Origin of the sequence: Arthrobacter sp. HMWF013, from assembly GCF_003061105.1 — a bacterium.
In the GTDB taxonomy this organism is placed as follows: Bacteria; Actinomycetota; Actinomycetes; order Actinomycetales; family Micrococcaceae; genus Arthrobacter.
The window spans coordinates 1-1,920 of record NZ_QAIQ01000244.1 but is presented as its reverse complement, the minus strand read 5'-3'; the positions used below and the strand labels follow the sequence as shown (position 1 = coordinate 1,920).

Annotated in this window: 3 protein-coding genes; all 3 read left to right on the top strand. The window is 64.2% G+C overall.

Features of this window, described 5'->3' with window-relative positions; genetic code table 11:
* The coding region (locus DBR22_RS09945; RefSeq protein WP_146187459.1) for an aldehyde dehydrogenase family protein at nt 1-568 on the top strand (568 nt) is incomplete at its 5' end.
* Between the two features lie 23 nt (nt 569-591).
* Nucleotides 592-1,503: a sugar phosphate isomerase/epimerase family protein gene (locus tag DBR22_RS09940; protein WP_108598886.1), complete on the top strand. Its 912-nt coding sequence runs from the start codon at nt 592-594 to the stop codon at nt 1,501-1,503.
* 42 nt (nt 1,504-1,545) lie between these two features.
* Nucleotides 1,546-1,920: Gfo/Idh/MocA family protein (locus DBR22_RS09935; RefSeq protein WP_181365112.1), on the top strand; the 375-nt coding region annotated here is incomplete at its 3' end.

Sequence of the window (1,920 nt, the reverse complement as noted above, 5' to 3'; positions counted from 1 at the left end):
GGTCAACAACGGCACCGCACCCGACGCCGAAATGGGCCCGGTCATCACGCCCGCCTCCAAGGAACGCATCGTCCGGATCGTCACCGAAGCCGAAACCGCAGGAGCGGCGATGGTGGTTGACGGCCGCGACCTCGTGGTCCCCGGCCACGAAGACGGCTTCTGGGTGGGCCCCACCGTCATCGACCACGTCAAAACCGGAATGACCGCCTACACCGAGGAAATCTTCGGCCCCGTCCTCGTCGTGGTCCGCGTCGACACCCTCGAAGACGGCATCAACCTGATCAACGCCAACCCCTACGGCAACGGCACCGCCATCTTCACCTCCTCCGGCGCCGCAGCCCGGAAATTCCAGCGCTCCGTCACCGTCGGCATGATCGGCATCAACGTGCCCCTGCCCGTCCCGGTGGCCTACCACTCCTTCGGCGGCTGGAAGGCCTCCCTCTTCGGCGACAAGCACATTTACGGACCCGAAGGCGTCTCCTTCTACACCCGCGGCAAAGTCATCACCTCCCGCTGGCCCGAAACCCACCACGCCTCCGGCGCCTCCTACAACTTCCCCTCCAACTAATCCCCGAGAAAGACAACGCTGTCATGAATGAGAACAAGCTGATTATTGGCACCGCGCCGGATTCCTGGGGCGTCTGGTTCCCTGATGACCCCCAGCAGACCCCGTGGGAGCGGTTCCTCGACGAAGTCGCAGAATCCGGCTACAAGTGGATCGAACTTGGCCCCTACGGCTACCTGCCCACCGATCCCACCCGGCTGGCCGAGGAACTAAAACAGCGTGATCTGAAGATCAGCGCCGGCACAGTCTTCACCGCCTTCCACCGCGGCCTGGACCAGTGGGAAACCGCCTGGGAACCGGCCCGCAAGGTCGCCGAGCTCACCGCGGCCATGGGCGGCGAACACATGGTGGTCATCCCGGCCATGTGGCGCGATGACGTCACCGGCGAGGCAGTGGAGAGCGGCCAGCTCACCGAGAAGGCCTGGAGCGACCTCTTCACAGGCCACAACCGGCTCGGCAAAACCCTGCTGGAGGACTTCGGCCTGAAGCAGCAGTTCCACTCCCACGCAGATTCCCACGTGGGCGCCCAGGAAGACATTGAGACGCTGCTCGCGGCAACGGATCCGCAGCTCCTGAACCTGTGCCTGGACACCGGCCACGCTGAGTACTGCGGCGCTTCCAGCCTGGAGCTCATCAAGAACTACCCGGACAGGATCGGCTACCTGCACCTGAAGCAGATCAACCCGGAGATCCTCAAGAAGGTCAACGAAGAAAACATGACCTGGGCGGCAGCGAACCTGGCCGGTGTCATGACCGAGCCGCCGAACGGCCTGCCGGACCTGCGCGCAGTCATCGAAGCAGTTGAAGCGCTGAACCGGCCGATCTTCGGCATCGTGGAGCAGGACATGTACCCGGTGGCATTCGATGTCCCCATGCCGATTGCCAAGCGAACCAGAAACTACCTGCTCTCCTGCGGCTCCCGCACCACCGTCAACTGACGGACCCCGACCTTTTCCAGCCTCACCCCAAAGGACACCACAATGACTGAAATCCTCCGCGTCGCTGTCATCGGCGCCGGCCGCATGGGCGCAGACCACATCCAGCGACTGACCAAGCGGATCAATGGAGCCGAAGTTGCCGCCGTCGTCGACGTCGACCTGGCCCGGGCCCAGGCAGCCGTCGAAGGCATCCCCGGTGCCGTCGCCCTGGCCGACGCCGAGGAGGCACTGAACAACGGGGACGTCAACGCCGTCCTCATCGCCACCCCTGGCTTCCTTCACGAGGACATCCTGCTGAAGGCACTTGCCAAAGACATTCCCATCCTCTGCGAGAAGCCGCTGACCCCGGACGCCGCCTCCTCCTGGAAGATCGTCCAGGCGGAAGAGAAGCTCGGCCACAAGAGGATCCAGGTGGGC